Below are 26302 nucleotides of genomic sequence, written 5' to 3'. Positions count from 1 at the left end.
CAAACGCCGGACGGGCTGAAAGATCAAGCCCCGGCCGGCACCATCCAGCCCCTCCGGCGTTTGAGGAGCGGGGGTTCGGGGGCAGCGCCCCCGAGACGGATGGGACGGGTAGGGGCGGCGGGGGCGAGGAAAAACTACGGCGCGCCGAAGTAGTGCCCGGCCTCAAGATCCGCCAGCAGGCCCGCCTCCCTGGGCTCCCACCCGAACCGCTCCCTCGTCACCGCACTGGACGCCGGAACATCAAGAGCGAAGAAGTTCCCCAGCCACCCGAAGTGGTCGTTCACATCCTCACCCCGCACCGAAACCACCGGCACCCCAAGCCCCCGCCCGATGGCCTCGGCGATCTCCCGCGCCGAAACCCCCTCCTCGTCGACCGCGTGCAGCCGAACACCCGCAGGCGCCGGATCCGACTCCAGCGCCAGCCGGAACAGCCGGGCGACATCGAAGCGGTGGGTGGCCGCCCAGCGGTTGGCACCGTCCCCCGGGTACGCCGAGACACCCTTGGCGCGCGCGATGTCGATGAGGCGAGGTACGAAACCGTGGTCCCCCTCACCGTGCACCGACGGCGGCAGCCGCACCGCCGACGCCCGCACCCCGCGCTCCGCGAGCCGCATCACCGCGGTCTCGGAGGCGAGCCGGGACATATTGGCCCCCTTGCCGTTGCCCGGGTTGTCCTCGGTCGCCACCTCGCCGGGGGAGAAGGCGGTGCCGGAGCACATGAGGAGAGGGCGGTCGGAGCCCACCAGCACCTCGCCCAGTGTCTCCACGGCCCGCAGGTCGGTCCGGGCGGCCTCCTCGAGGTCGCGGAAGTCGTGGACGTACGCGGTGTGGATCACGGCCTCCGAGGCCGCCGCTCCCGCCCGCAGACTGTCGAGGTCGTCCAGGTTGCCCCGGTGGACCTCTGCGCCGGTCTCCTTCAGCGAGACGGCGGCCTCGTCCGAGCGGACCATCCCGACCACCTCGTGACCCGCGCCCAGCAACTCCCTTACGACGGCGGACCCGACGAACCCGCTCGCCCCGGTGACGAACACACGCATGTTGAACTCCCCTGAGAAGTCGGCCTGTTGACAACCGTTGATGTCGGCCGGTGTGCTTCCAGCGTGCGTGCGGGGCCCGGTCGGCGTCCAAGACCTGTTCCGGAACGAGCAATGCGTATCAGGCATCACAGCAGCTCAGGACGTCTGTGCGGGGTCAGCTCCCTCAACTGCCTGATTACTATGGAGATATGAGCCAGAGCCCCGATCTCGATCTGCGGCTGGTGCGGTACTTCACGGTGGTCGCCGAGCAACTGCACTTCGGCCGTGCCGCCGAGATTCTGCGTATCGCCCAGCCGTCGCTGAGCCGTCAAATACGGCGTCTGGAGCAGGAGTTGGGTGCCTGTCTGCTGGACCGCACCCCGCAGGGGAGTCGTCTCACGGAGGCGGGTGAAGTCTTCCTGCCGCACGCCAGGGCGCTGCTGCGTACGGCGGCCCGGGCTGCGTCCCAGGCCCGCGCCGCCGCTGAGCCCAGCCGTCTCGTCGTCGGCTACACGTCGAACCTGATCGTCACTCCGGCCGTACGGGAGCTGCGGCGCCGGCATCCGGACGCCGACGTACGAGCCCTGCACCTGGACTGGAACGAACCCCGCACCGCGCTGCTGGACCACAGGGTCGACGCTGTGATCGCCCGACTCCCGCTCACCGCCGCCGAGTTGGAGGTGACCGTCCTCTACGAGGAACCCCGGGTCCTGGTCGTCCCCCTCGATCACCGTCTCGTCGGCAAGGAGTCCGTCACCCTCGACGACATCGCCGACGAGCCGTTGCCCAGGGTGCGGGACGACGCGGCCTGGAACGCCTTCTGGCGTATCGATCCGCGTCCGGACGGCAGCCGGGCACCGGAGGGGCCGTTCGTCGGGGCGCTGGAGGACAAGTTCGAGCTCATCGCCGCCGGGCAGGCGGTGGCCATCGTCCCCGGCGGGCTCGGGTTGGACCGGATGCGCCCCGACCTCACCACGGTCCCCCTGGACGGCATCGACCCGAGCCATGTCGTACTCGCCACCCGGGCGGACGACCGCAGCCGCCTCCTCGCCTCTTTCCGGAAGGTGGCGAGGGCCCTGCTGACGGGCGGCGCTCCCTGAACTCGGCCCTCTGGACTCAGCCCGTCGGCCACCCCGGGACAGTCGGCAGTACCTGCTCGGCGACGCGGAGAAGCGCTGCGTCGTCGGGGCGCAGATCGTCCTGGCGCCAGATGGAGATCTCGTACGTACCGCCGCCGTCCTCGGGGTCCTTGGCGACCAGGAGGTTGCGGGAGATACCGCCGGGGCCGGTGGAGCTCTTTCCGTCCTTGAAGACGAAACCGAGGGTCCGGCCCGAGTAGAGGAACGCCGAGTGGCCCAGGACCGTTTTCCGCTCTCCCGACACGGACAGGAACTCGGAGTCGGTTATGTCGGCGACCGAGATGTCCTCTGCCTCCGTGAGCTTCAACGAGTAGCCTTCGAGTTGGACGGTGGCCTCAGGGTCGGTCGACATGACGTCGAGCTTGTCGCTGGACGTGGCTTCGTGGCTGTAGGCGCCCAACGCACGGTCGTCGGGCGTGCCGAGGAGCGTCGGCAGGTCCGGGCGGTTCAGCGCCTCGCACAGCTGTACACCGGAGACGGGCTTGGACAGGGGCACGTCGTCGTCCGAGCGTGAACACGAGGCGGGTGGGCTGTCCTTGGGATCGGGCTGGTTCTTCGCGATCACCCAGAAACCCACCGCGAGGCATGCGACCACTATCAGCGCCGATACGACCTGCGCGCCCTCGCTCATGCCCTTCGCGGATTTGGCCGGTTCAGCTGTACCGGCCGGTTCAGTCGGCTCGGCCGATCTGGGTACGTCGATGTCGTTGGTCATGTCCCCCACCCTGGATGCCCCCACCCCACGCGTTCGCGCCAGATGCGGCGCGCCGGGGGAGCCTAACCGCGCCGTCTCTGCTTTTGGAAGCTCCGGAACTGCGCGGCCGCGGGCCTCAGTTGGCAAGGCGGCGGCTGAAAAGTGCTCCCAGCAGGACGGATCTTCGCTCGGGCATGGTCAATTCAAGCCGTAGTTTTGGCATTCGCATGACAAAGCAAGGCACGCAGTGCCACTCTGCTGCTCAAGTTCACCATTCCTTCACACCCGCACCATGCGGGGCACACACCCCCACTCACCCCCACTCACCCCCCACCTCCTCGCACCCGCCTGCCGTGCAGCGCTCCGGACCGGCCCCATCCCGTCGGTCCGCCCCCTCGTCGGTCCCCACCAGGGGCCGGCCGTCGCACAGAAGGAGAACCCGTTGCCCCGGCGACACAACCCCACCCTCCGGCGCAGAGGCGCCACCGCCCTCGCGCTGACGACCATCGGGACCCTGCTCGCCCTCGGAGCCCCCAACGGCACCGCGAGCGCGGCCCCGGCAGACCCGGGCCCGGCCAGGATCACCGCCGAGCCTCGCGCGGGAGCCGCCTCGGTGCCCCTGTCGGCGACCCGCCGCGCCTCACTGATCAAGAGTGCGCAGACCGTGGCCGACACCACGGCCCGTCAACTCGCGCTCGGCGCGCGGGAGAAGCTCGTCGTCAAGGACGTCGTCCAGGACGCGGACGGCACCACCCACACCCGCTACGAACGCACCTACGCCGGACTGCCCGTCCTCGGCGGCGACATGGTCGTCCACCTCAAGAGCAACCGCACCACGGTCTCCAAGGCGAGTGGCGCGACCCTCGCGCTGCCGTCCCTCACCCCAAAGCTCTCCGCGGCCAACGCCAACGGCAAGGCGCTCGCGGCAGCTAAGGGCGCCGACGTCACCGGCACCGAGACCGAACACGCGCCGCGCCTCGTCGTCTGGGCCGGCGCCGCCAAGCCCGTCCTGGCCTGGGAGACGGTGGTCGAGGGCGTCCAGCCCGACGGCACGCCCAGCGAGCTCCAGGTGGTCACCGACGCGAGCACGGGCAAGCAGATCCTCGCCGCCGAGAAGGTGCACACCGGCGAGGGCACCGGCCAGTACGTCGGCACGGTTCCCCTCGGCACCACCCTCTCCGGATCGACGTACCAGCTCACCGACGGCGCCCGGGCCGGCCACAAGACGTACGACCTGAACCAGGGCTCCTCGGGCACCGGCACGCTCTTTACGGACGACAACGATGTCTGGGGCAACGGCCTGCCGTCCAACCGCCAGACCGCCGGTGTCGACGTGGCCTTCGGTGCCGCGGCCACCTGGGACTACTACAAGGACGTTTACGGCCGCAACGGAATCCGCAACGACGGTGTCGCCGCGTACAGCCGGGCCCACTACGGGAGCAACTACGTCAACGCCTTCTGGCAGGACAGCTGCTTCTGCATGACCTACGGCGACGGCTCGGGCAACACGCATCCGCTGACCTCCCTCGACGTGGCCGCCCACGAGATGAGCCACGGCGTCACCGCCGCCACCGCCAACCTGACCTACTCGGGCGAGTCCGGCGGGCTCAACGAGGCGACCTCCGACATCTTCGCCGCGGCCGTCGAGTTCCACTCGAACCTCGCCGCCGACCCCGGTGACTACCTCGTCGGCGAGAAGATCGACATCAACGGCAACGGCACTCCGCTGCGTTACATGGACAAGCCGTCCAAGGACGGTGCCTCGCGCGACAGTTGGAGTTCCACGCTGGGCGGCATCGACGTCCACTACTCCTCGGGCCCGGCGAACCACTTCTTCTACCTGCTCTCCGAGGGCAGCGGCGCCAAGACCGTCAACGGCGTCGCCTACGACAGCCCGACCTCCGACGGCCAGGCCGTCACCGGCATCGGCATCGACAACGCAGCGGCCATCTGGTACCGGGCGCTGACGACGTACATGACCTCGTCGACCAACTACGCGGGCGCCCGCACCGCCACCCTCCAGGCCGCGGGTGACCTGTTCGGCGCCTACAGCCCCACCTACCTCGCCGTCGCCGACGCCTGGGCCGCCATCAACGTCGGCAGCCGGATAGCGCTCGGCGTCAACGTCGCCCCGATCGCCGACCAGACCAGCGGCGTCGGCCAGGCGGTCAGCCTCCAGGTGGACGCGTACACCACCAACTCCGGTTCGGAGCTCACGTACGAGGCCACCGGCCTGCCCGACGGCCTGACCATCAGCCCGAGCGGCCTGATCTCCGGAACGCCGACCACCGTCGGCGCCGGCGATGTCGCCGTCACGGTCACCGACAGCACGGGGGCGTCCGTCACGGACACCTTCACCTGGCGGATCGCGTACATCTACGCCACCACGACCCGGGTCGACATCCCCGACAACGGTGCGGCCGTGGAGTCCCCGATCACCATCGAGGGCCGCGACGGCAACGCGTCCGCCACGACCTCGGTCTACGTCAACATCGTCCACACCTACCGCGGTGACCTGACCGTCGACCTGGTCGGCCCCAACGGCACCGTCTACTCACTCCTCAACCGCACCGGCGGCTCCGCCGACAACGTCGACCAGACGTTCACGATCAACGCGTCGGCCCAGCCCATCAACGGCACGTGGAAGCTGCGCGTGCAGGACAGGGCGTCGATCGACGTCGGCTACATCCAGCGCTGGCAGCTCACTCCCTGACCGGATGACTGTCTGACAGCGGGCCGGGACCGACGTCGGTCCCGGCCCGCTGCTGTCAGATGACGGAGCCGACGAACTCCGCCCAGGCGGTGGCCCCGAGGAGCAGCACAGGCCCGTCCGAGGCCTTGCTGTCCCGAACGGGCACGATGCCGGGGACTCCGTCGGCTACTTCGACGCAGCTGCCGCCGTTGCCGTCGCTGTAAGTGCTTGTGCGCCAGCGTGCGTTGCTCAACTCGTACTCGCGCATCGTCTGTGATCCTCCGCCGCCGATTCGATCAGGGCCAGGGACGCCTCCGGCGACAGCGCGGCGGCCCTGATCAGATCGTATGACGCCTGCGCGCGCTTCACCACAGCCGGATCGTCCAGCAGGTTGCCCGAATACACGGCTTCTGTATAGGCGGTTGGGGGCGCGTCGTCGAACTCCATCAGCGTCACCATGCCGTTGAGGGCGTAGGCACCGGCTGCGTACGGCAGCACCTGGACCAGGATCTTTCGCTCGCGCATGAGCCCTGCGATGTGCTCCAACTGCTCGGCCATCACGGCGTGGCCGCCGACCGGAATCCGCAGCGAGTTCTCGTGCAGGACCGCCCAATACTCGGGCCGTGTAGCGTCCTTGAGGATCTTCGCGCGGTCCAGTCGGCCGGACACCTTCTCCTCGATGTACTCGTCCGCCGCGAGGGGGTTCATCGCGATCGTCACCGCGCGTGCGTACGCCGCCGTCTGCAACAGCCCTGGCACCAGCGCGGGCGCGAACTCACAGATCTTCGTCGCCAGCGACTCAAGTTCGGCCGCCTTCGCGAAGTAATCCGCGTATCGCTTGTCGTCGATGAGCTTGCGCCACGTGCGCTCGAAAATACCGTCGGTTTGCAGGACGTCGTCCAGCCGCATGGCCACATCCAACTGCGGCTTCCGAATCGCCTGCTCGAACTGTCCGATGTAGCCCCCGGAGACGAAGACCATCGCCCCCAACTCGACCTGAGTTAACCCCGCTTCCTCCCTCCGCCGTTTCAACTCCGCGCCGAAGAACTCCCAAGCCGCCTGTCGCTGTGAACCATTGGCCATAACCGGACCGAACCCCCTTCGACTGCACCACCGTTGCTGCGCCCAGAGCCTTCCGAGTGTAGGCACAACGCGTCATCGTGGAAGTGCGAAGAGTGAAACTCGATAAGTCAGGGGAGCACGGTGACTGCACGACAGACGGCACACTCGGCGGGCTGCGTCGAAGAGGCGGAGGAAATTGTGAAGGAATTGCGGACGGCGTTGAAAAACGCCGGGATTACCTTGCCGTCGCTTCGATTGGACGCGGCGAGTGTCGCCCGGGAGGCGCCGTGTCCGCTCATCGAATTGGGGCGCTGCAACGTCGAGACGGCGGCCCGGATCGCGGCGGCGCTGCGATGAACGACGTGAGGCCCGCGAGGTCGGGAAGGGCGGGGCGGCCGGACGTGGGGACGTACGTCATGGACGCGCGCACCGGAAAGGTCGGCATCGTCATGGGGCACGAGGGGTGCTACGTCCAGCTCAGATCGTACGGCGGCGGCCGGGAGTGGGACGCGGCCCCGGAGGCCCTCCGCCCCGCCACCCCGGCGGAACGCCTCAGCGCGGCGACGGCGTACGCGAACGCGCGCAGCCGCGGTGAGGTTCCTTGAGGAGGCTTGACGGGGTGGGATCAGTTCAACGAGTTGACCTCGGCACCCTTGCCTGCCCGACCCAGGTGGTCCAGGAGGTGCTGAATGTCCCTGGGGTCCGAGGTGACGATCAAGGCGGACGTGTCTGCGGCCAGTACGGCGACGGCACCGTCGACCGGGTCCGACGTGCCGGCCCGCCCAAGCAGTTCTCCAACCCTCCGGGCCAGAGCGTGATTCAGGTCCTGGACATCGCATCCATTGAGGACGCGGGCGACCTGGGCCTGGCGGGCGCCGTCCCGCCACACCTGGGCCACGACCGGTGCGGGCGCCAACGGCACGCCTCCAGCGATGAGGTACGAGCGATGGGCTCGCCAGAAGGTGGGGTCGTTTCGTTCGGCGGCGATCAGGGCTCCGGCGTCGTACACCACGGACTTCAGGATGCTCACGCGACACCTCGTGACTGCTCGCCCGGTGAGACCGGGTGGGTGACACGCTCCATGAAGTCGTCCACCCACGCCTGCTGCTCCGGGGTCGGCGGAGGAACGTGAGCCATGGCCTCCTCCGCTGCGGCGAGACCAGCCTCGATCTTCGCCGCGCGTTCTGCCGCGCGCGACAGCCAGGCGGAAACGCTCAGCCCGTCGCGTTCTGCGGCAGATCTGACGGCTTCGAGTGTCTCGCTGGGGATGGTGATGGTGACGCGTTCAAGGCTCATACCGAAAGTCTTACTGGTCGTCGGGGTCCAGCACCAGCTGAAGCCGCCTCGTTCACTGGTAAGAAGTACGGCCCCGTCCGAGGCTGCCGTTCCGTACGCGACAATGACCCCATGAGCCTGTTCCGTGACGACGGTGTCGTGCTGCGTACCCAGAAGCTGGGTGAGGCCGACCGGATCATCACGCTGCTCACGCGCGGTCACGGGCGGGTACGGGCCGTGGCCCGAGGGGTGCGGCGGACCAAGTCGAAGTTCGGGGCCCGGCTCGAACCGTTCTCCCACGTCGACGTGCAGTTCTTCTCGCGGGGGAGCGACCTGGTCGGCCGCGGTCTCCCCCTCTGCACGCAGAGCGAGAGCATCGCTCCGTACGGTGGCGGGATCGTCAGCGACTACGCCCGGTACACCGCCGGGACGGCCATGCTGGAGACGGCGGAACGCTTCACCGACCACGAGGGCGAGCCCGCCGTCCAGCAGTACCTGCTGCTCGTCGGCGCCCTGCGCACCCTCGCCCGCGCCGAGCACGAGCCCCACCTCATCCTCGACGCGTTCCTCCTGCGCAGCCTCGCCGTCAACGGCTACGCGCCCACCTTCAGCGACTGCGCGCGGTGCGGCATGGCCGGGCCGAACCGCTTCTTCTCGGTGGCCGCCGGAGGCTCCGTCTGCGCCGACTGCCGGGTGGCCGGGAGCGTCGTACCCTCTCCCCAGGCCCTCGAACTGCTCGGCGCGCTACTGACGGGCGACTGGGCGACGGCGGACGCGTGTGAGCCGCGTCACGTAAGGGAGGGGAGCGGACTGGTGTCCGCGTACCTGCACTGGCACCTGGAGCGCGGCCTGCGCTCCCTGCGCTACGTCGAGAAGTAGAGAGCAACAAACAAGAGCAGCAAAACAAGAACAGCAGCAGCAGTAGTAGTAGGTAGCAGCAAGCTCCGTAAGTAAGCAGAGAGACGAGAGACTCATGGCCGTACGCGGGATCCTGGGGCGCCAGCGCCGCGAGTACAAGACGCCGGAACCGCACCCCTCCGGCGCCACCGCGCCGAAGCTCCCCGGCGAGCTCGTACCGAACCATGTGGCGTGTGTCATGGACGGCAACGGGCGGTGGGCCAAGGAGCGCGGGCTGCCGCGTACGGAAGGTCACAAGGTCGGCGAGGGTGTCGTCCTCGACGTCCTCAAGGGGTGCCTGGAACTCGGCGTCAAGAATCTCTCCCTCTACGCCTTCTCCACGGAGAACTGGAAGCGGTCCCCGGAAGAGGTCCGCTTCCTCATGAACTTCAACCGTGACGTCATCCGGCGCCGGCGCGACGAGATGGACGAACTCGGTATCCGCATTCGGTGGGTCGGGCGCATGCCCAAGATGTGGAAGTCCGTCGTACAGGAACTCCAGGTCGCTCAGGAGCAGACCAAGAAGAACGACGCCATGACGCTCTACTTCTGCGTCAATTACGGCGGTCGCGCCGAACTCGCCGACGCAGCCAAGGCGATGGCGCAGGATGTCGCCGCCGGAAAGCTCGACCCCGCCAAGGTCTCCGAGAAGACCATTCAGAAGTACCTCTACTACCCGGACATGCCGGACGTCGATCTTTTCCTTCGCCCCAGCGGAGAACAGCGCACGTCCAACTACCTGATCTGGCAGTCGAGTTACGCGGAGATGGTGTTCCAGGACGTACTCTGGCCGGACTTCGACCGCCGCGACCTGTGGCGCGCCTGCGTCGAATTCGCCTCCCGCGACCGCCGGTTCGGCGGGGCGGTCCCGAATGAGCAACTCCTGGAAATGCAGCGGGACATGAAGGGCAACGTGCAGGGCTGAACGCGGATACCCGGCGCGCAGGCACAACCCCAGCGGCACCCGGCGCCGAGGAAGGCGCCGGGTGCCGCTGTCGTGCCCGTGGGGGGAACGTATCGGTGATCAGCTGGTCGTGACCGCCGTGTCGTCGATCACGAAGCTCGTCTGGAGCGAGGAGTCCTCGACGCCCGTGAACTTCAGCGCGACCGTCGTGCCGGCGTACGCCGACAGGCTCAGCGACTTGGCCACGTAGCCGCTTGCCGCGTTCAGGTTGGAGTAGGTGGCCAGAGTGGTCGAACCGGCGGTGACCGTCAGCTTGTCGTACTGCGTGCTGGTGGAGGTCTCGGCCGTGTCGATGTGGATGTAGAACGTGAGCTTCGTGCCCGTGCAGCCCGCTGGGATCGTCACCGACTGGGACAGCGTGTCGGTGTGGGTGGAGCCGTAGCCGTCGAGCCAGGCCTTGTAGGAGCCGGTGCGGGCCGCCTGGCTGCTGGAGTTGGTGATGACGCCGCTGGAGCCGGTCCAGGTGGTGTTGCCGGACTCGAAGCCCGCGTTGCCCAGCAGCTGTGCCGAGGTGCAGGAGCCGCCGCCGGTCGCGCTGACCGTCCAGGTGAAGGACGCCGTACCGGTGGCGCCCGTGCTGTCGGTCGCCGTGACCGTCGAGCTGTAGGTGCCCGCGGTGGTCGGGGTGCCGGTGATGGCGCCGGTGGAGCTGTTGATCGACAGGCCCGTCGGCAGACCGCTCGCCGAGTAGGTCAGCGCGCCGCTGTTGGTGCTGCTCGCCGTGATCGCCAGACTCACCGCCGTACCGACCGTCGACGACTGGCTGCCCGGGTTGGTGACCGTCACGCCGTTGGACGGGACCGTGATGTGGGCGCCGACGTTGATGCCCGCGAAGGCGTTGCCGACCCCGGCGTACTGGGTCGAGTTGGTGCCGTAGAGCGACGCGGCTGCGTTCAGCGCGGCCGTGCGGGCCTGGGCGTACGTGGTGCTGGACGTCATGTACGTCGTCAGCGCCTTGTACCAGATCTGCAGCGCGGCGGCCCGGCCGATCCCGGCGACGGCGACACCGTCGGAGGTCGGGCTGTTGTACGTCACACCGTTGATGGTCTTGGTGCCGCTGCCTTCCGACAGCAGGTAGAACATGTGGTTCGCCGGGCCCGAGGAGTAGTGCACGTCCAGGTTGCCGACGCCCGAGTACCAACTGTCCGCCGAGCCACCGTCCTTGCTCGGCTTGTCCATGTAACGCAGCGGCGTGCCGTCGCCGTTGATGTCGATCTTCTCGCCGATGAGGTAGTCGCCGACGTCGGAGGCGTTGTTGGCGTAGAACTCGACTCCCGTGCCGAAGATGTCGGAGGTCGCCTCGTTCAACCCGCCTGACTCACCGCTGTAGTTGAGGCCGGCCGTGTTGGAGGTGACACCGTGCGTCATCTCGTGCCCGGCCACGTCCAGCGAGGTCAGCGCGTGCGTGCTGCCCGAGCCGTCGCCGTACGTCATGCAGAAGCAGTCGTCGTCCCAGAAGGCGTTCACGTACGCCGTGCTGTAGTGCACGCGCGAGTAGGCGGCCACCCCGTCGTTCTTGATGCCGCTGCGCCCGAACGTGTTCTTGTAGAAGTCCCACGTCACCTGGGCGCCGTAGTGCGCGTCGACCCCGGCGGTCTGCGTGTTGGACCCGGCCCCGGTGCCCCAGGTGTCGTCGGCGTCCGTCATCAGCGTGCCGGTGCCCGACGTGCCGTTGTTGAGGCTGTACGTCTTGTGGGTGCCGCGTGTCGTGTCGTTCAGCTGGTACGTCGAACCGGACAGCGTGGTCCCGATGGTCACCGTGCCGCTGTACTGGCTGTTGCCCGTACCGGTCTTGATGGCCTGGAACTCGTACAGCTTCGCGCCGGTCAGCGCGTCCGTGATGACATGCAGCTGGCTCGGCGTGCCGTCGTCCTGGAGACCGCCGACCACCGTTTCCCAGGCCAGCTTCGGCGTACCGTTGCCGGCCCAGATCACCTTGCGCGGGGCCTTGTCGGTGGTGGCCTTCTCCGCGTCCAGCGCCTTCGCCGCGCCGAGCGCCTTCGACTCGGCCGCCGACTTGGCGAACGTGGGGGTCGTGGACGCGACCGAGATCGCGCGCCGCGTGTTGAACGTGCTGCTCACCGTCCCCGACGCCTTGGAGGCGGGCGGGGTGTGCACGACGAGGTCGCCGCCGAGGACGGGCAGACCGGCGTACGTCCGCTCGTAGCGGGTGTGGAGGGTGCCGTCGGCGTCCTTGCTGACGTCCTTGACGACCAGTTTCTCCTTGGCGCCGAGACCCAGGGTCCCGGCGGTCTGCGTCGTCCGCTGCGCCGCGCTCCTGATCAACTCCGTGCGCTGGGCCGGGGTCAGCTTCACCTGGACGGCGCCCGCGCGCAGCGGGCTGGGGGCCGGGGGAGCGGGCTTGGCGGCGGCCGGGACCGTCTGGACGCCGACGGCCAGAAGGGTCGCACTGGCGAGCAGGGCGCCCGCGGCGGTGGCGGTGGCCTTGCGGGAGCGGCCGGATCCGAGGGGGGTGCTGGATCTGTGGGGGGTGGTGGACTGTCGTCTCACTCGTGACTCCTCCTGCGACGGCCGCGCCTTCAACGGCCGGAAACAGAACCGGGCGGACGGGGGTGTGCTGCCCGGGGTGAGCTGAGCGGGTGCGCGATGTGCGTGAGGTACGTGATCTGCGCGATGTGCACGAGACGTGGGGGATGGCTGCCGGAAGAGTGGCAGCTTTGAGGCGTCCATGTCAGCAATAAATAAGAGGTCGAGGGTTATCCCTCTGCGCGGTCAAGGGCCCTCAGTCCCTGCTGCGGGGCAGCAGCAGCGGAGTCGCGAGGATCAGGACGCCCGCCGCCCCGACAGCGGTCAGGGGCGTGGTGAGCGCGGCCAGCAGCCCCCACAGCGCGGTCAGCGCCGCGACGGTCAGCTTGCTGGACACCGACCAGGCGGAGAGCGTACGGGCGACCCGGTCCGCCGGGGTGTGCTGGAGCCGGTAGGTGGCGTACACCGGGTTGAACACCCCCATGCTCAGGATCAGCCCGAACTGCACGACCATCACGAGGACGAGCCCCGTCGTACCGCCGTGCAGGAACACCATCCCGATCGGCCAGCACACCCGGAGCGTCCCGAAGGTGAGCATGATCCTGCGCTGCCCGTACCGCGCCACCAGCGGCCGGGACAGCCGCGAACCGATGAGACCGCCGGTGCAGGGCACGGCGAAGGCGAGGGCGTACTGCCAGGGCGCGAACCCGAACCGACCGAGCATGAGGACGGCGACGAGCGGAGCCGTCGCCATGATCAGCCCGCTGACCAGCACGGTGTTGAGGAACAGGGGCCGCAGCACCGGATCGACCAGAATGAACCGCCACCCCCCGACCAGATCCCCGGCCCGGACCCGCGCCCGCCGCTCACCTTCGGGGCGAGACCGCCGGCCCTCCTCCGGCCGCCCTCCGATCGCCCGGATACCGGCCGCCGACAGCAGGAAGCTCACCGCGTTCGCGACCACCGTGGTCACCGGCCCGAGCAGTCCTACGGCGGCCCCGCCGAGCGGCGGCCCGAGCACACTCGCCGTCCACATGGTGGACTCGAACCGCCCATTGGCGACGAGGAGTTGAGAAGGCGGCAACAGAGCCTTCAGATACGACCCGCTGGCCGCGGTGAAGGTGATGTCGGCGGCGGCGACCACGATCGCCACCACCACGAGCTGCGCGAAGGTGAGCACGCCGAACGCGTACGCGGCGGGAACGCTGAGCAGCACCCCGCACCGCACGAGATCCATCGCGACCATGACCGGCCGCTTGCGCCGAAACTCCACCCAGGGCCCGAGCGGCACGGCCACCACGGCCCCGACAGCCAGCCCGGCAGCGGCCAGCAACGAGACCTGGGCGGGCCCCACATGCAACACAAGAACAGCGATCAACGGAAACGAGTCGAACGCCAACCAGGTCCCGGCGAGACTGGTGGCGTAAGCCCCCCACAACCACCGAAAAGGCGTCCCAAGGGACTCGGTGCTCAGCCGCTCATCTGTTTCCCCGACAAGACCCACCGCGAGAACCTATCGGACGCGAGCTGTATAGGGGCGCGGGGAACTGCGCGACAAGCCCCAACGCACCCGCAGAAAACACTGAACGGAACCTACTCCTGCCCAACCGCAGAGCACTCCGCACAGGTCCCAAAAATCTCCACCGTATGAGCCACGTTCACAAACCCGTGCTCCAATGCGATCCCCTCAGCCCACTTCTCCACCGCGGGCCCCTCCACCTCCACAGCCTTGCCGCACACCCGGCAGACAAGATGATGGTGATGGTCACCGGTCGAGCAGCGCCGGTACACCGACTCCCCGTCCGACGTCCGCAGGACATCCACCTCACCGGCGTCCGCCAGGGACTGCAGTGTGCGGTAGACGGTCGTCAGGCCGACCGAGTCGCCCTTGTGCTTGAGCATGTCGTGGAGTTCCTGGGCACTGCGGAACTCGTCGACCTGGTCCAGCGCCGCCGCCACAGCGGCACGCTGGCGGGTGGATCGTCCCTTGACGGGCGGGCCGGCCGTCGTCACCGTTGTCTCCTCACGTCTGCGCTTGCCGGGCCATTGTGCCAGCCCGGACAGCGCGGGGTCAGACGCCCGCGTTGTCGGCGGCTTCCCTGCTGGCCGGAATGACACACTCCGCAGGGTCCCCGGCACTCTGCGCTGCGGCAGCGGCCCGCGCCCGGCGGCGGGCCAGCGGCGTCGCCAGCGCGGTCAGGGCGATGAACGCGCCGATGGTCAGCAGCACGATCGTCGCACCGGGCGGCACATCCTGGTAGTACGAGGTCACCGTCCCGCCGATCGTCACGGACACCCCGATCGCCACCGCGATGGCGAACGTCGCCGCGAAGCTCCGGCTCAGCTGCTGGGCCGCCGCCACCGGCACCACCATCAGGGCGCTGACCAGCAGCAATCCCACCACGCGCATCGCGACCGTCACCGTGATCGCCGCCGTGACCGCCGTGAGGAGGTTGAGTGCCCGGACCGGCAGACCGGTCACCCGGGCGAACTCCTCGTCCTGGCTGACCGCGAAGAGCTGCCGGCGCAGACCGAGGGTGACCAGCACCACGAACGCCGCGAGCAGACAGATCGCCGTCACGTCCGACTCGCTCACCGTCGAGAGCGACCCGAACAGATACGAGGTCAGGTTGGCGTTCGAGCCGGTCGGCGCGAGGTTGATGAACATCACGCCGCCGGCCATACCGCCGTAGAAGAGCATCGCGAGGGCGATGTCGCCGCGTGTCCTGCCGTACCAGCGGATGAGTTCCATCATCACCGCGCCGACGACGGCGACGCCCGTCGCCATCCACACCGGCGAGGTGTTCAGCAGGAAGCCGAGGCCGACGCCGGTCATCGCGACATGGCCGATACCGTCGCCCATCAGCGCCTGCCTGCGCTGGACCAGGTAGATACCGATCGCGGGGGCCGTGATGCCGACGAGCACGGCGGCCAGCAGGGCCCGCTGCATGAAGGCGTAGTCGAGGAAGTCCATCAGCTCAGCAGTCCCGTCCGGATCGGTTCGGCGTCGTGAGCCGCGTGCGGGTGTACGTGGTCGTGGCCGGGCAGCGCGTGCTGTCCGACCGCCCGCGGGGGCGGGCCGTCGTGCAGGACGCAGCCGTCGCGCAGGACGACGGCCCGGTCGATCAGCGGCTCCAGCGGCCCGAGTTCGTGCAGCACGAGCAGGACCGTCACCCCGGCCGCGACCTGCTCCCGCAGCGTCCGCGCCAGCACCTCCTGGCTCGCCAGGTCGACGCCCGCCATCGGCTCGTCCATGATCAGCAGCTCGGGTTCGGCGGCGAGGGCGCGGGCGATCAGTACGCGCTGGTGCTGACCGCCCGACAGGGCGTTCACCGAGTCCTTCGCGCGGTCCGCGAGCCCCACGAGGCCGATGGCCCGCCGTACGGCCTCGTGGTCGGCCTTGCGGAGCATGCCGAAGCGGGCGCGGGAGAGGCGGCCCGACGCGACGATCTCCGTGATCGTCGCCGGCACCCCACCGGCCGCGGTCGTCCGCTGCGGTACGTAGCCCACGCGCCGCCAGTCCGTGAAGCGGCGCCGGGGTACGCCGAACAGCTCGATCTCGCCCGCGCTGACCGGGACTTGGCCGATGACCGTGCGGATCGCGGTCGACTTGCCCGAGCCGTTCGCGCCGAGCAGCGCGACGACCTCACCGCGGCCCACGGTGAGGTCGATCCCCCGCAGGACCGGGCGTGCGCCCAGCTCGGCGCGTACGCCGCGCAGGGAAATGACCGGCTCGCTGCTCATGCGTGGTACCTCCGCTGTGTCACTGCTGTGTCACTTGTGTCTCTGGCGCTATTTGGCGCCCAGCGCCGTCCGCAGCGCCTTGAGGTTGGCCTGCATGACCGCGATGTAGTCGGTGCCCCGGGACTTCTCCGTGATGCCCTCGAGCGGGTCGAGGACGTCCGTGCGGAGGTTCGCGTCGTCGGCGAGGGTCTTCGCGGTCTTGTCGGAGACCAGTGTCTCGTAGAAGACCGTGGTCACTCCGTCCGCCTTCGCCTCCTGCTGAAGCTCCTTCATCCGCGCGGCGCTCGGCTCGCTCTCCGGGTCGACACCGGCGATGGCCTCCTGGGTCAGGCCGTAGCGCTCGGCAAGGTAGCCGAAGGCCGCGTGGTTGGTGAAGAACACCTTCGTCGCGGTGTTCTTCAGGCCGTCCTCGAACGAGGTGTTGAGCGAGTTCAGCTTCGCGGTCAACGTCGCGGCGTTCTTCTTGTATTCCGCCGCGTTGGCCGGATCGGCCTTCTGGAAGGCGGCGCTCACACCGTCGGCGATCTCGGCGTACTTCACCGGGTCGAGCCAGACGTGCGGGTCGAGGCCGGAGGCCTCCTCGTCGGAGTGCGCTTCCTCACCCTCGTGGCTGTGTGCGGTGTCGCCGTGCTTCTCGAGGGTGGTGAGGGTCGCCGCGTCGATCTTCGTCTTCGCCTCGGACTGCGCCACCGCCTCGTCGACGGCGGGCTGGAGGCCCTTGAGATACAGGACCGCGTCGGCCTTCTGCAGGTCGACGGTCTGCTTGGCGCTGATCTCGAGGTCGTGCGGCTCCTGGCCGGGCTCGGTCAGCGTGGTGACGGAGACATGGCCGCCGCCTATCTGCTCCGCGAGGTACTGCATCGGATAGAACGACGCCACGACGTCGAGCTTTCCGCCACTGTTCCCGTCGGCGGCGCTCGAATCCGAGGAACAGGCGGACAGGGCGCCGAGCCCGAGCGCGGTGGCCGCCGCGATCGCGGTGCCCGATATGAGTCGTCGTACGTTCATGACAGTCATTTTCAATGATTCTGGAAACGATTGTCAACAAGCGGGCTTTTGGGGCAGGTGCGGGCCCCACTGCAGACCCCACTACCGGAACCGATTTGATTGGGGGGCGGGCCCCGCCGGTAACCTGAGTCATTCGCTCTGAAGCGCATCGCTTCCGCCCGTCCGGAACGCGTCCGCTTCATCGCCCGTCGTCGTAATCGTCGTAATGAAGAGAGCACCGTGGCCGCCGACAAGATCGACACCATCGTCAGCCTGAGCAAGCGCCGTGGCTTCGTATTCCCGTGCAGTGAGATCTACGGCGGCCAGCGCGCCGCCTGGGACTACGGGCCGCTGGGTGTCGAGCTCAAGGAGAACCTCAAGCGCCAGTGGTGGCGCTACATGGTGACGTCGCGCGAGGACGTCGTCGGCATCGACTCGTCCGTGATCCTGGCCTCCGAGGTCTGGGTGGCCTCCGGCCACGTCGCGACCTTCTCCGACCCGCTCACCGAGTGCACCTCCTGTCACAAGCGCTACCGCGCCGACCACCTGGAGGAGGCGTACGAGGCCAAGCACGGCCGTACGCCCGCCAACGGCCTCGCCGACATCAACTGCCCCAACTGCGGCAACAAGGGCCAGTTCACCGAGCCCAAGCAGTTCTCCGGTCTGCTGTCGACGCACCTCGGCCCGACCCAGGACTCCGGCTCGGTCGCCTACCTGCGCCCCGAGACCGCCCAGGGCATCTTCACCAACTTCTCCCAGGTGCAGACCACTTCGCGCCGCAAGCCGCCGTTCGGCATCGCCCAGATGGGCAAGTCGTTCCGCAACGAGATCACGCCCGGCAACTTCATCTTCCGCACCCGTGAGTTCGAGCAGATGGAGATGGAGTTCTTCGTCAAGCCGGGCGAGGACGAGAAGTGGCAGGAGTTCTGGATGCAGGAGCGCTGGAACTGGTACACCGGCCTCGGCCTCCGCGAGGAGAACATGCGCTGGTACGACCACCCGGCCGAGAAGCTCTCGCACTACTCCAAGCGCACCGCCGACATCGAGTACCGCTTCCAGTTCGGCGGCAACGAGTGGGGTGAGCTGGAGGGCGTCGCCAACCGCACGGACTACGACCTCTCCGCCCACGCCAAGGCCTCCGGCCAGGACCTCTCCTACTTCGACCAGGAGGCCGGCGAGCGCTACACGCCGTACGTCATCGAGCCCGCCGCCGGTGTCGGCCGCGCGATGCTGGCGTTCCTCCTCGACGCCTACTTCGAGGACGAGGCGCCCAACGCCAAGGGCAAGATGGAGAAGCGCACGGTGCTGCGTCTCGACCCGCGCCTCGCGCCGGTCAAGGTCGCCGTCCTGCCGCTGTCCCGCAACCCCGAGCTGTCCCCGAAGGCCAAGGGCCTGGCGACCGCCCTGCGCCAGAACTGGAACATCGAGTTCGACGACGCGGGCGCGATCGGCCGCCGCTACCGGCGCCAGGACGAGATCGGTACGCCGTTCTGCGTGACCGTCGACTTCGACACGCTGGACGACAACGCGGTCACGGTTCGCGAGCGGGACACGATGAAGCAGGAGCGCGTGTCGCTGGACCAGATCGAGGGGTACCTGGCTCAGCGGCTCATCGGCTGCTAGGCGCTGCTGCGGGTTCGTTGTCGGGTGCGCGTCCGGTGGGGGCTGGTCGCGCAGTTCCCCGCGCCCCTTGAGGGGCGCGGGGGAGCCCGGTCAGCCGGCTTTCGGGTCCACTGTCGCCTGATGCTCCTCGGCGAGGTGTTCCTCTGCCTTCAGCCACGGCAGGAACTGCACCTTCTTGCGCCAGCCGCAGGTGTCGCAGTTCATGACCCGCTGTGCGCCGGTGCGTTGGACGTGGACGACGTGTTCGCGTCCGTGCTGGTCCCAGCGGCTCACTTTGCTCGCGTTGATCTGCAACATGACCTCTCCGCCGTCCAGTTGATGGATGCGTGCAGCTAGGAGTGTGCAGCAACAGCAACATCAACAGGGGGCGGCCGTGTGAAGAGTTGAGCCTGGGGGAGCAGCCCCGAAGGGGCGCTCCCCCAGGGGCGCGGGGAACTGCGCGACAAGCCACAAGGCACCCGCACCCGACAGCACACCCGGCCGGAGGCCAACCCTCAGACAATCCTCCGCGGCAACCGCAGACTCAGCAGCGTCGTCAGAACAACCCCACCCACCTGCACCACCAACGTCGTCACCAACGCTCCCCGCATCCCCATCCCCGGCGCCAAGGACAGAAACAGCGTGCCCAGCGTCGCCACCCCCAGCGCCAGAGCGGACTGCTGAGTGGTGACCATGACCCCGCTGCCCACACCCGCCCGGGCCGGCTCGATCTCCGAGAGGACGACCCGGAAGAGGACCGGCAGCTGAAGCGCCTGGCCGGCGCCCGCGACCGCCGCTCCCGGCAGCAGCTCCACCCACCCCAGGTCGGGCCACGAACGCCACACGGTGAGGGCGATGAGGGCCACCCCGACTCCCTGGATCACGCCACCGACCGTGACGACCCGGGTGCCGTACTTGGCCACCAGGCGCGGCCCGGCGAGGGAGACGCAGAAGAACGTCACCGCCATCGGGGCCAGCGCCAGCCCCGCCTGCACCGGCCCGAGTCGCGCACCCTGCTGCAGGGCCACCGCGATCACGAACATGAACCCGCTGAAGCCGATCGAGAACGGCACCATCATCACCAGGCCCCGACGCAGCGAGGGCAGGGCGAAGAGGGTCGGCGGTACGAGAGGGGTGCGGCCCTTGCGGTCCGCGCCGCGTTCCACCGCGTAGAACGCCGCCGCGGCGAACGGGAAGGCGGCCAGCGACAGCCAGGTCCACAGGGGCCAGCCGGCCGCGCGGCCCTCGGTGAGCGGGGCGAGCAGCGTGATCAGGGACACCGCGAGGAGGAGCGTGCCGGGGACGTCCACCGGTTCCGGGTGCGCGGAGCGGGTCTCCGGGACCGTCCGGGCGGCGAGGAACAGGCCGAGCAGCACCACCGGCACGTTCACCAGGAACACCGAGCGCCAGCCCGTGCCCGCGATGTCGGCGGCCACGAGTACGCCGCCGAGGATCTGGCCCGCCACCATCGACAGGCCCGCCGTCGCGCCGTACAGGCCCATGGCCCGTGCGCGGCGGGGGCCCGCCGTCGCCGACTGGATCGTGGCGAGCACCTGCGGCAGCATCGCCGCCGAGGCCGCGCCCTGCGCGATCCGGGCGGCCACCAGGGTCCAGGCGGTGGGCGCGAGACCGCAGGCCAGCGAGGTGACGCCGAAGGCCGCCATGCCGGCCAGGAAGAGCCGACGCCGGCCGAAGAGGTCGCCGAGCCGCCCGCCGAGGACGAGCAGGACGGCGTACGAGACCCCGTACCCGGCGACCACCAGTTCGAGGACGGCCTCGCTCGCCGAGAGATCCCGGCCGATGGTGGGCAGGGCGACGTTGACGATGAAGAAGTCGATGAGGGGGAGTGCCGCGCCGAGCAGCACGGTGAACAGGCCCGGACCGCCGAGTACGGGCGACCCGGCGGGGGAGCGGATGGCGGCGACGGTGGGTGAAGCGCTGGTATTGGTCACGCGACCAGCATTCGCCTCCCCCGAGGGTGGTACCAGAGTGTCCTTATCCTGGTACCAGGACTACCTGGAAACAGGGTCGGCGTGGAGGGACAGTGGACAGGTGACCACGACGCACCCCCCGACCGCGACCCGTCCCACGACCGTGACGCACCCTCCGACCGCGACGCAACCCCCGACCGCGACGCAACCCCCGACCGCGACCACTGTCGACCCCGCCGGGGAAAGCGCTGCCCGGCTGCGGTCCGGCGCAGGCGGGCGCGGCTCGGAGATCCGGCGCCACGAGCTCGCCGTCTTCCTGCGCAGCCGCCGCGAACGCATCTCCCCGGAGCAGGTCGGCCTGCCGCGCGGCAGGCGCCGCCGTACGCCGGGCCTGCGCCGCGAGGAGGTCGCCCAGCTCTCCGCGGTCGGCGTCACCTGGTACACATGGCTCGAACAGGCGCGCGCGATCCAGGTCTCCGAACAGGTACTCGACGCCCTGGCCCGCACCCTCCTCCTCGACGCGAGCGAACGCGCCCACCTCTTCCAGCTGGCCGGAGCCGTCGACCCGACCCCGGCGGCCGTCTGCCCGACGGTCACCCCCGCCCTGCGTGAACTGCTGCGCGCCCTCGACCCCATCCCGGCCTGCATCCAGAACAGCCGGTACGACATCCAGGCGTACAACCGCACCTACAGCCGTCTCATGGGCAACCTGGACGCCGTACCGCCCGAGGACCGCAACCTCATGCTGCTCGTCTACACGAACGAGGAATGGCGGTCGTCGGTCGTCCTGCTCGAGGAGACGATGCGCGTGATGGCGGCCAAGCTGCGGGTCCAGCAGGCCGCCCATCTCGGCGACCCCGCCTGGAAGTTGATGCTGAAGCGGCTGCGCACGGAGTCCCCGGAGTTCTGCGCGATCTGGGAGCGGTACGAAGTGGTCAGCGCCCGCGGCAAGACCAAGCAGTTCCGCAACCCGTACGTCGGCCTGCTCACCGTCGACCACACCGACCTCTGGCTCGCCCCGGAGTCGGGCACCCGCCTGGTGACGCTGGTCCCGAAGGACGAGGAGACGCGCGAACGCCTGGAGAGGCTTCACGCGATGGCTGTGGCCGGAGGGTGGTCGGAAAGCGGCAGCGGCTGATCGCCCGCCCGCAGGCGTTTCCCTCCCGTCGTCAGGGAGTTAGTTGATCGGATTGATCACCAGCCCCCGGGAAGGCGCCCTCGATGACGGAACACACGCGGCACGGTCATCCCCACGAGTCCGCGCCCACGACCGCCCGTGGCGTCCCCGTGGGGGCGCTGCGCCCCGGCGACCACGCCTGCCTCGACGTGCCCGACGCCCAGGCGCACTGGCAGGTGCTGACCGCCTACACCCGCACCGGACTGACCCGCGGCGAGAAGGTGATGGTCGTCCTCGACCCGGCCGACGTCGGCGACGACGACGCCCTCGCCCGCCTCGACACCGGCACCGGCCAGGCCGAAGAGGCTCGGCGGAGCGGCCAGTTGGAGATCGTGCGCAACACCGCCGTGTACGTCCCCGACGGACGCTTCTCCAGGGAGCGCCAATTCCGGCTCTACTCCGCCGAGTTGGAGCGGGCTCGGATGGAAGGGCGGACCGGGCTGCGGGTCGGGGCCGACATGGCCTGGGGGAAGCGCGCCGGGGTCAGTGACGCCCAACTGCTCGACTACGAGGCCTTCATGGAGCCGCTGTTCGTGGATCCGCGCCTCACCGCGATGTGCTGGTACAGCCGTCACCAGTACGCCGACCACCTGGTGGCCGCCATGCGGACGGTCCACCCGCTCCAGGTGATGACCCACCTCGACGCGCTCGAGGTGACCCGCACCGACGACGCCTCCCCGCTGCGCTACTCACTCGATCTGACCGACCTGTGCTACATGGAGGCCCACACCGCCTGGCAACTCGTCCGCTTCGCCCGGGAATTGCCGGACGGCGACACCCTCGACGTCCGCTGCGGACCGATCCTCGAAGCGGTGTTCCGGGGCCTCGGCTCCGACGACGTACGGCAGTTGCGGCTCCGCACGGAGACGGAGGGGGAGGGGGAGGGGGAGGGGTGGGAGTAGTCGTCGCGGGATCCGGCGTGGGCGGGGTTCCTGGGTGGCTACGATCCGGGCCTTCCCGGTGCACGGGTGGCTGACGTGGCCGATGAGTCGGCTGTGTCCGTGTCCTGCTGCCCGGCCGGGGTGGCCGCCCAGCTGGCGAGGAGCTTGAGCCGGTCTTCGTGGGGGGTACCCGGCTCGGCGGTGTAGATGACCAGGGAGTGCGCCTCGCGGGCGGAGATGGGCAGGTCCAGGGGCTGATAGGTCAGTTCCAGGGGGCCGGCGTCGGGGTGGTGGAGATGTTTGACGCCGCTGTGGTGGATGCGTACGTCGTGGGTGGCCCACCGGGTGCGGAACTCGGCGCTGACCGTGGACAGCTCTCCGACGAGTTCGCGCAGCGCCTTGTCGTCGGGGTAGCGGCCGGCCTCGGCGCGCAGGAGCGCGGCGGTGGTGTCGGCGGCGCTGTTCCAGTCGTCCGCGAACTCGCGGGAGTCCTTGTCGAGGAACCAGAACCGGGCGAAGTTGGGCCGCCCGCGCCGGTCCGTGGTGTGGCTGGCGAACATGGGTGAGAACAGGGCGCGGGCGAGTGCGTTGGTGGCCACCATGTCCAGGCGGCCGTTGGTGACGTAGGCCGCGGACAGGGTCATGGAGTCGAGCAGCCACTGGACTCGGGGCGGGACCTCGACGGCCTTGCGGCGGCGCCGGGTCGCGGGGCTGGGCTGCGCGGCCCTGGCGAGGTCGAACAGGTAGGTGCGTTCGTCGTCGTCCAGTTGCAGGGTGCGGGCCACCGCGTCGAGGACGTCCTCGGAGACGCCGCTGATGTGACCCTTCTCCAGGCGGGTGTACCACTCGGTGCTCACCCCGGCGAGAATCGCGACCTCCTCGCGGCGCAGCCCCGGCACCCGGCGTCGGCCGCCGGCGGGCAGCCCGACCTGCTCCGGGGTGAGCTGGGCACGGCGGCGGACGAGGAAGTCACGGATGTCGTCGCGGTTGTCAGGTCGAGGGTCCATCCCTCCACGGTAGCCACGGAGCCGGACGGAGGGAGGTCCAGCTTGTACCCCCCCATAACCTCGGACGGTGGAACTCATGGGCGCGGTCAGCGGGGCAGGCCGCTGAACCAGGCCGCCACCTGGCTCCGGGCCGCGAATCCCAGCTTGGCGAGGATGCGCTCGGCATGCCCCTCGGCCGTACGCCGGGAGATGACCAGCCGTTCCGCGATCTGCCGGTTGGTCATGCCCGACGCGATCAGCGCGGCCACCTCGAACTCGCGGCGGGTGAGCCCGGTGTCGGGGACCGGCGGTGCGGTGCGGCGGGGGCGGAGCGGCTCGCCGAGTGCGTAGGCGAGGGCTTCCCGTACGGAGAGTTCGTAACCCCGCCGGTGGGCTTCGTCGTACGGGGTGTCACCGGGCGGTCCGTGGGCCTGCCGCTGCCCGGCCAGGGGATCGTGCCCGAGGTCGTACCAGATGCGCTGCGCGGCGCCCCGCAGTACGGCCGCCCGCTCGGCGTCGCCCCGGGCGGCGGTGACGACGGCGAGTATCTCCAGGGTGCCGCCGACGGCGTGCGGCTCGCCGGCCACGTACGGGAGCCGCAGGCAGCGCCGGGCGCTCTCGGCGGCGGCCTCGTACTCGCCCAGGGCCCAACGGGCGGTGGCGAGCGCGCCCAGGACGTAGGAGCGCACCCACTGCTCCCCGTGCGCCTCGCACACGGCGAGAGCCTCCACGCACAGCGGGACGGCACGCTCCGGACGGCCGTGAAAGGTGAGGGTGGTCGCCAGTTCGACCCGACTGAGGACGTGGAAGGCGAGCAAGGGGTTCTCGTCGGCCGTGGGGTGAGCCTCAGGGCCGGCGCGGGGGCCCACCTCGGGGGCCCCGTTGGCGGGCTCGTCGGAGGGCTCCTCAATGGCGCCGCGCGATGCGCGGCCGGGGACATGCCCGGCCCGCCCGACATGCCCGGCGTACGTCGCCTGCTCGGTCTGCTCGGTCTGCTCGGTCTGCTCGGCCTGACGGTCCTGCCCGGCCTGCTCGGCCTGACGGTCCTGCCCGGCCTGCTCGGCCTGACGGTCCTGCCCGGCCTGCTCGGCCTGACGGTCCTGCCCGGCCTGCTCGGCCTGCCCGGCCTGACGGTCCTGCTCGGTCTGCTCGGCCAGCCCGGCCTGATGGTTCTGGCCGGTCCGACCGGCGTGCCTCGCCTGTCCTGTCGGCCCCCTGGGGATTCCCAGGACCTCGGTCAGGGGTCTGACCTCCGGGGTTTCGTGTGCGGCCAAGGTCGGTGGGTGTGGAGCGCCTGACAGCAGCACCGCGTTCGTGCGGCTGCGGACCAGGGGGAACAGGGCTGCCGCCCAGTGGGCCCGGGTCAGTTCGGGTGCCGGGCGTCGGCCCTCGCGCGGGGCCAGTCGCTGCCACCAGTGCCGCAGCTCCGCCCAGGCGCCGCGTGCGATCCAGTAGAACCACAGGCTGCCGACCAGGCGCAGCCCGCGCGGTGACTCGCCGGGGGTGGTGAGACAGAAGTCGAGCACCGCGCGCAGATTGTCGTGCTCGGCGCGCAACCCGGCCAGCTTGCCCGGCTGGTCCGGGCCGAACCAGCTCCGCTCGTGCACCTCCGCGACCCGCACGAAGTGCGCGCACAACCGCCGCCGACTCTCCCCGACCGCCCCGAGCGCGTCCAGCTTCTCCAGCCCGTACTCGCGCAGGAGAGCCAGCATCCGGTACCGGGTGCCCCCGGCCCCTCCGCCCTTGCCCGCCGCCTCCCTGATCAGCACGGACTTCTCGACCAGCCCGAGCAGGGCATCCCGTACCTCACCGCACACCGCCTCCGCCCCCGCCAGGTCGAAGCTGCCCGTGAAGACCGACAGACGGGCCCAGGCGAGCTGTTCCGCCGGGGTGCACAGGTCGTGGCTCCAGTCCACGGCCGAGCGGAGGGTCTGGTGGCGGGGTGGGGCGGCGGGGCTGCCGCAGGTGAGGAGGCGGAAGTGGGCGCCCGGACGGTCGCCGAGGCGCTCACCGAGGCGTTCGTCCAGTTGCTCCACGCCCAGGGCGTGCATCCGTACGGCCGCCAGTTCGATGGCCAGCGGCAGACCGTCCAGGCGGTGGCAGAGGCGGGCCACGGCCGCCCGGTTGCGGTCGGTGATCGCGAAGCCGGGCGCCACGGCCGCCGCCCGGTCGGCGAACAGGCGCAGCGCAGGGAACTCCGGCCCGGGCAGGTCGTCGCCGGGGGGCAGGTTGCCTCCGGGGGGCGGGGTGGCCAGCGGGGTCACCGCGAGCAACCGCTCGTCCGGGAGGCCGAGCCGGTGGCGGCTGGTGGCCAGCACACGGACACCCTCGGCCGCCGCGAGCACCGAGGCCACCAGCGACGTACAGGCGGCCGTCACGTGCTCGCAGTTGTCCAGGACCAGCAGCAGCCGCCGGTCGCGCAGATGCGCGACGACCGTGTCCAGCGGCGCCCGGCCCGCCTCGTCACGGATACCGAGCGCGTCCGCCACGGCGTGCGGCACCAGCGCGCCGTCCCGCACGGCGGCCAGCGGCACCAGCCGGGCCCCGTCCGGGAAACCCCGTACGGCACCCTCCGCCACCCGTCCCGCCAGCCGGGTCTTGCCGACCCCGCCGGGACCGGTGAGAGTCAGCAGGCGGGTCGCCACCAACAGACGTCTGGCCTGCGCGAGTTCATGGCGCCGGCCCACGAAACTCGTTCCCGGTACGGGAAATCCGACCATCCGCCGCGACCCGGCTGCCCCCACGATCGGCCACGCCCTCTTCGAGTT

Annotated in this window: 25 protein-coding genes; 9 read left to right on the top strand and 16 right to left on the bottom strand. The window is 69.8% G+C overall.

Annotated features, from left to right (window positions below):
• Window positions 1–134 precede the first annotated feature (134 nt).
• Window positions 135–1037 carry an SDR family oxidoreductase gene (locus ABZ855_RS41340; protein WP_360816771.1) on the bottom strand — a complete coding sequence of 301 codons (903 nt, stop codon included), beginning with the start codon at window positions 1035–1037 and terminating at the stop codon, window positions 135–137.
• Between the two features lie 188 nt (window positions 1038–1225).
• On the opposite strand from ABZ855_RS41340, the gene ABZ855_RS41335 reads away from it, so the two are divergent.
• Window positions 1226–2116 carry a LysR family transcriptional regulator gene (locus ABZ855_RS41335; RefSeq protein WP_360816768.1) on the top strand — a complete coding sequence of 297 codons (891 nt, stop codon included), beginning with the start codon at window positions 1226–1228 and terminating at the stop codon, window positions 2114–2116.
• Between the two features lie 16 nt (window positions 2117–2132).
• Here the strand turns inward: ABZ855_RS41335 and ABZ855_RS41330 are convergent, their stop codons facing one another.
• Window positions 2133–2870, bottom strand: a complete 738-nt coding sequence (locus ABZ855_RS41330) for a DUF6215 domain-containing protein (RefSeq protein WP_360816765.1) — start codon at window positions 2868–2870, stop codon at window positions 2133–2135.
• Window positions 2871–3291: 421 nt separating this feature from the next.
• Here ABZ855_RS41330 and ABZ855_RS41325 point away from each other — a divergent pair, with 421 nt between their 5' ends.
• On the top strand, window positions 3292–5562 hold the full coding sequence (locus ABZ855_RS41325) for a M4 family metallopeptidase (protein WP_360816762.1): 2271 nt from the start codon (window positions 3292–3294) through the stop codon (window positions 5560–5562).
• A 55-nt stretch (window positions 5563–5617) separates the two neighbouring features.
• Here ABZ855_RS41325 and ABZ855_RS41320 read toward each other — a convergent pair whose 3' ends face one another.
• Together ABZ855_RS41320 and ABZ855_RS41315 are read right to left on the bottom strand one after the other, a co-directional pair.
• The gene (locus tag ABZ855_RS41320; protein WP_360816759.1) at window positions 5618–5809 is read right to left on the bottom strand and encodes a DUF397 domain-containing protein; all 192 of its coding nucleotides are present in this window, start codon (window positions 5807–5809) and stop codon (window positions 5618–5620) included.
• Window positions 5791–6624, bottom strand: coding sequence for a helix-turn-helix transcriptional regulator (locus tag ABZ855_RS41315; protein WP_319204667.1), 834 nt, complete (start codon window positions 6622–6624; stop codon window positions 5791–5793). Before ABZ855_RS41315 ends, ABZ855_RS41320 begins: the two co-directional genes overlap by 19 nt.
• A gap of 120 nt (window positions 6625–6744) precedes the next feature.
• On the opposite strand from ABZ855_RS41315, the gene ABZ855_RS41310 reads away from it, so the two are divergent.
• Window positions 6745–6960 (top strand): hypothetical protein, encoded by a 216-nt coding sequence (locus ABZ855_RS41310; RefSeq protein WP_360816755.1) that lies wholly within the window; start codon window positions 6745–6747, stop codon window positions 6958–6960.
• Complete coding sequence (locus tag ABZ855_RS41305; protein WP_360816752.1) at window positions 6957–7208, top strand: hypothetical protein; 252 nt, start codon at window positions 6957–6959, stop codon at window positions 7206–7208. The genes ABZ855_RS41310 and ABZ855_RS41305 overlap by 4 nt, the downstream gene beginning before the upstream one ends.
• A gap of 20 nt (window positions 7209–7228) precedes the next feature.
• Here ABZ855_RS41305 and ABZ855_RS41300 read toward each other — a convergent pair whose 3' ends face one another.
• Together ABZ855_RS41300 and ABZ855_RS41295 are read right to left on the bottom strand one after the other, a co-directional pair.
• A complete protein-coding gene (locus ABZ855_RS41300; RefSeq protein ID WP_319204672.1) occupies window positions 7229–7633 on the bottom strand; it encodes a twitching motility protein PilT in 405 nt (134 codons plus the stop codon).
• Window positions 7630–7899 carry a hypothetical protein gene (locus ABZ855_RS41295; protein WP_319204674.1) on the bottom strand — a complete coding sequence of 90 codons (270 nt, stop codon included), beginning with the start codon at window positions 7897–7899 and terminating at the stop codon, window positions 7630–7632. The genes ABZ855_RS41300 and ABZ855_RS41295 overlap by 4 nt, the downstream gene beginning before the upstream one ends.
• A gap of 111 nt (window positions 7900–8010) precedes the next feature.
• On the opposite strand from ABZ855_RS41295, the gene recO reads away from it, so the two are divergent.
• Together recO and ABZ855_RS41285 are read left to right on the top strand one after the other, a co-directional pair.
• Entirely contained in the window at window positions 8011–8757 is a 747-nt protein-coding gene (gene recO, locus ABZ855_RS41290) for a DNA repair protein RecO (protein ID WP_360816748.1), read from the top strand.
• Window positions 8758–8851: 94 nt separating this feature from the next.
• Complete coding sequence (locus tag ABZ855_RS41285) at window positions 8852–9700, top strand: isoprenyl transferase (RefSeq protein WP_319204678.1); 849 nt, start codon at window positions 8852–8854, stop codon at window positions 9698–9700.
• Between the two features lie 99 nt (window positions 9701–9799).
• On the opposite strand, the gene ABZ855_RS41280 is transcribed toward ABZ855_RS41285, so the two are convergent.
• The 6 genes from ABZ855_RS41280 to ABZ855_RS41255 all read right to left on the bottom strand — a co-directional run bounded on the left by ABZ855_RS41280 (window position 9800) and on the right by ABZ855_RS41255 (window position 16978).
• Window positions 9800–12160: a M4 family metallopeptidase gene (locus ABZ855_RS41280; RefSeq protein ID WP_360816779.1), complete on the bottom strand. Its 2361-nt coding sequence runs from the start codon at window positions 12158–12160 to the stop codon at window positions 9800–9802.
• 322 nt (window positions 12161–12482) lie between these two features.
• A complete protein-coding gene (locus tag ABZ855_RS41275; protein WP_360816745.1) occupies window positions 12483–13730 on the bottom strand; it encodes an MFS transporter in 1248 nt (415 codons plus the stop codon).
• Window positions 13731–13819: 89 nt separating this feature from the next.
• Window positions 13820–14239 carry a transcriptional repressor gene (locus ABZ855_RS41270; protein ID WP_319204683.1) on the bottom strand — a complete coding sequence of 140 codons (420 nt, stop codon included), beginning with the start codon at window positions 14237–14239 and terminating at the stop codon, window positions 13820–13822.
• A 58-nt stretch (window positions 14240–14297) separates the two neighbouring features.
• Window positions 14298–15200: a metal ABC transporter permease gene (locus ABZ855_RS41265; RefSeq protein WP_360816742.1), complete on the bottom strand. Its 903-nt coding sequence runs from the start codon at window positions 15198–15200 to the stop codon at window positions 14298–14300.
• Entirely contained in the window at window positions 15200–15970 is a 771-nt protein-coding gene (locus ABZ855_RS41260; protein ID WP_360816739.1) for a metal ABC transporter ATP-binding protein, read from the bottom strand. The genes ABZ855_RS41265 and ABZ855_RS41260 overlap by 1 nt, the downstream gene beginning before the upstream one ends.
• A gap of 48 nt (window positions 15971–16018) precedes the next feature.
• Window positions 16019–16978, bottom strand: a complete 960-nt coding sequence (locus tag ABZ855_RS41255; protein WP_360816736.1) for a zinc ABC transporter substrate-binding protein — start codon at window positions 16976–16978, stop codon at window positions 16019–16021.
• 219 nt (window positions 16979–17197) lie between these two features.
• On the opposite strand from ABZ855_RS41255, the gene ABZ855_RS41250 reads away from it, so the two are divergent.
• A complete protein-coding gene (locus ABZ855_RS41250) occupies window positions 17198–18580 on the top strand; it encodes a glycine--tRNA ligase (protein WP_319204691.1) in 1383 nt (460 codons plus the stop codon).
• 90 nt (window positions 18581–18670) lie between these two features.
• On the opposite strand, the gene ABZ855_RS41245 is transcribed toward ABZ855_RS41250, so the two are convergent.
• Together ABZ855_RS41245 and ABZ855_RS41240 are read right to left on the bottom strand one after the other, a co-directional pair.
• Window positions 18671–18877 (bottom strand): hypothetical protein, encoded by a 207-nt coding sequence (locus ABZ855_RS41245; RefSeq protein ID WP_319204693.1) that lies wholly within the window; start codon window positions 18875–18877, stop codon window positions 18671–18673.
• Between the two features lie 197 nt (window positions 18878–19074).
• Complete coding sequence (locus tag ABZ855_RS41240) at window positions 19075–20511, bottom strand: MFS transporter (RefSeq protein ID WP_360816732.1); 1437 nt, start codon at window positions 20509–20511, stop codon at window positions 19075–19077.
• A gap of 235 nt (window positions 20512–20746) precedes the next feature.
• Here ABZ855_RS41240 and ABZ855_RS41235 point away from each other — a divergent pair, with 235 nt between their 5' ends.
• Window positions 20747–21628 carry a helix-turn-helix transcriptional regulator gene (locus ABZ855_RS41235; protein ID WP_360816777.1) on the top strand — a complete coding sequence of 294 codons (882 nt, stop codon included), beginning with the start codon at window positions 20747–20749 and terminating at the stop codon, window positions 21626–21628.
• Window positions 21629–21711: 83 nt separating this feature from the next.
• Window positions 21712–22569 carry an MEDS domain-containing protein gene (locus ABZ855_RS41230; RefSeq protein WP_360816729.1) on the top strand — a complete coding sequence of 286 codons (858 nt, stop codon included), beginning with the start codon at window positions 21712–21714 and terminating at the stop codon, window positions 22567–22569.
• Window positions 22570–22607: 38 nt separating this feature from the next.
• Here ABZ855_RS41230 and ABZ855_RS41225 read toward each other — a convergent pair whose 3' ends face one another.
• Window positions 22608–23555, bottom strand: coding sequence for a helix-turn-helix transcriptional regulator (locus tag ABZ855_RS41225; protein WP_360816726.1), 948 nt, complete (start codon window positions 23553–23555; stop codon window positions 22608–22610).
• A gap of 86 nt (window positions 23556–23641) precedes the next feature.
• Complete coding sequence (locus ABZ855_RS41220; RefSeq protein ID WP_360816723.1) at window positions 23642–26254, bottom strand: LuxR C-terminal-related transcriptional regulator; 2613 nt, start codon at window positions 26252–26254, stop codon at window positions 23642–23644.
• Between the last annotated feature and the right edge of the window lie 48 nt (window positions 26255–26302).

This window comes from Streptomyces sp. NPDC047042 (assembly GCF_040644035.1).
Classification (GTDB): domain Bacteria; phylum Actinomycetota; class Actinomycetes; order Streptomycetales; family Streptomycetaceae; genus Streptomyces.
The sequence above is the reverse complement of the archived record's forward strand: the minus strand, read 5'-3'. Positions and strand labels throughout refer to the sequence as shown.

What these genes read in the sequence shown, in the direction of transcription:
- ABZ855_RS41265 (WP_360816742.1), bottom strand. Translation starts at nt 15,200, where the DNA reads ATGGACTTCCTCGACTACGCCTTCATGCAGCGGGCCCTGCTGGCCGCC.
- ABZ855_RS41335 (WP_360816768.1), top strand. Translation starts at nt 1,226, where the DNA reads ATGAGCCAGAGCCCCGATCTCGATCTGCGGCTGGTGCGGTACTTCACG.
- ABZ855_RS41295 (WP_319204674.1), bottom strand. Translation starts at nt 7,899, where the DNA reads ATGAGCCTTGAACGCGTCACCATCACCATCCCCAGCGAGACACTCGAA.
- ABZ855_RS41245 (WP_319204693.1), bottom strand. Translation starts at nt 18,877, where the DNA reads ATGTTGCAGATCAACGCGAGCAAAGTGAGCCGCTGGGACCAGCACGGA.
- ABZ855_RS41315 (WP_319204667.1), bottom strand. Translation starts at nt 6,624, where the DNA reads ATGGCCAATGGTTCACAGCGACAGGCGGCTTGGGAGTTCTTCGGCGCG.
- ABZ855_RS41340 (WP_360816771.1), bottom strand. Translation starts at nt 1,037, where the DNA reads ATGCGTGTGTTCGTCACCGGGGCGAGCGGGTTCGTCGGGTCCGCCGTC.
- ABZ855_RS41285 (WP_319204678.1), top strand. Translation starts at nt 8,852, where the DNA reads ATGGCCGTACGCGGGATCCTGGGGCGCCAGCGCCGCGAGTACAAGACG.
- ABZ855_RS41305 (WP_360816752.1), top strand. Translation starts at nt 6,957, where the DNA reads ATGAACGACGTGAGGCCCGCGAGGTCGGGAAGGGCGGGGCGGCCGGAC.
- recO (WP_360816748.1), top strand. Translation starts at nt 8,011, where the DNA reads ATGAGCCTGTTCCGTGACGACGGTGTCGTGCTGCGTACCCAGAAGCTG.
- ABZ855_RS41225 (WP_360816726.1), bottom strand. Translation starts at nt 23,555, where the DNA reads ATGGACCCTCGACCTGACAACCGCGACGACATCCGTGACTTCCTCGTC.
- ABZ855_RS41260 (WP_360816739.1), bottom strand. Translation starts at nt 15,970, where the DNA reads ATGAGCAGCGAGCCGGTCATTTCCCTGCGCGGCGTACGCGCCGAGCTG.
- ABZ855_RS41330 (WP_360816765.1), bottom strand. Translation starts at nt 2,870, where the DNA reads ATGACCAACGACATCGACGTACCCAGATCGGCCGAGCCGACTGAACCG.
- ABZ855_RS41220 (WP_360816723.1), bottom strand. Translation starts at nt 26,254, where the DNA reads ATGGTCGGATTTCCCGTACCGGGAACGAGTTTCGTGGGCCGGCGCCAT.
- ABZ855_RS41255 (WP_360816736.1), bottom strand. Translation starts at nt 16,978, where the DNA reads ATGAACGTACGACGACTCATATCGGGCACCGCGATCGCGGCGGCCACC.
- ABZ855_RS41230 (WP_360816729.1), top strand. Translation starts at nt 21,712, where the DNA reads ATGACGGAACACACGCGGCACGGTCATCCCCACGAGTCCGCGCCCACG.
- ABZ855_RS41320 (WP_360816759.1), bottom strand. Translation starts at nt 5,809, where the DNA reads ATGCGCGAGTACGAGTTGAGCAACGCACGCTGGCGCACAAGCACTTAC.